1 protein-coding gene is annotated in these 1,237 nt (G+C 45.9%); it reads right to left on the reverse strand.

Annotated elements, in window-relative coordinates:
• Positions 1-24: 24 nt before the first annotated feature.
• Positions 25-1,143 (reverse strand): IS91 family transposase, encoded by a 1,119-nt coding sequence (locus OKX56_RS08120; protein ID WP_287896120.1) that lies wholly within the window; start codon positions 1,141-1,143, stop codon positions 25-27.
• Between the last annotated feature and the right edge of the window lie 94 nt (positions 1,144-1,237).

Genomic DNA, 1,237 nt, shown 5'->3' on the forward strand with positions numbered 1-1,237 from the left:
CCATTATAGCATAAAAAGAGTGAGTCAGGAAGAATCGATATTCTTCAGGTAGTGATGGAAAAGCGCTGTATGATGGTGAAAAATTTCCAGAATAGTCATGGTATGACCGCAGGAACAAAGAAGTGGGTCAAGGCCAAAAGAAAGTGCGATGGAATCGCGCCAGCGATTGAAGGAGCGGAGAATTTTTCGTTTTCCGGGATGAATCGCATAGCGGAAGTAAGGCATCTGGGGGTGGTGTTTGGCATAAAGGCCATAATAGCGGATCATTTTAAAATGTTTGTCAGGAATATGGCGGATAAGCCGCTTGATAAAATCCATGGCGGAAAGGGTTTCATGAACAAGAACGCCGTCTTCGTGGCGGTTGTAATGAAAGGTGACGGATTGGCCATCATAGGAGTCAATCCGGGAAGTGGCAATGACCGGACGTCCCAGATAGCGGCCAATATAGTTGGCAACCTGATGGGGATTGCAGACATTGGGTTTGGCATAAACATAAAACCCCTTGGGGCAGAGTTTGTAAATCAGGGATTTGATGGGATTAAAAGAAGGACCGAGACGGGCGGCCAGGTGGTCAAGCAGAGCAGTCCGGAAGGCAAAGCGGAGGAAGTTGAAATTGAAATGACTGACTTTGCGCCAGGGAGTCCTGTTGCCGGCAGCCCCTTCTGAAACAAGCACATGGATGTGAGGATTCCACTTGAGATCACGACCAAAGGTGTGAAGGACAGCGATGAACCCGGGGGTGAAGTTTTCAGACCGGTTCATTTTTGAAAAAAGGCGCAGAATGACATCCCTGACGGAATGGAAAAGATCAGAGAGTAGTGAGCGATCCTTTAAAAAGAAAAGGCGCAATTGTTCAGGAATCGTAAAAACACAGTGGCGATGACGGCAGTTGAGCAGTTTAAAGGACATGGCGGTAGAGCGTTTCCGGGAATAGAGATTGCCGCAGGTGGGGCAGAAACGGCTTTTGCAGCGGAACGGTACAAATTTTAACTTGCCGCAATGACTGCAGCCGTATAAAGCAAAGCCGCGGGAAAAATCTCCGCAATGAACCATTTTATCAATATTTTCAACAACAACAAGTCGCAGTGTTAAGGTACGAATCAGGTCATAATAATCAGAAAAAATATGCTGTAAAATACTCATACTTGAATTTTACAACAAATGAAAGATAAAGAAAACCCAAAAACCCCTCAAGATTGAGGGGCAGGGGTGTTGATGTGCCGTAGGCACTTTTTTA

This window comes from Dehalobacter sp., from assembly GCF_030063005.1.
GTDB lineage: Bacteria > Bacillota > Desulfitobacteriia > Desulfitobacteriales > Syntrophobotulaceae > Dehalobacter > Dehalobacter restrictus.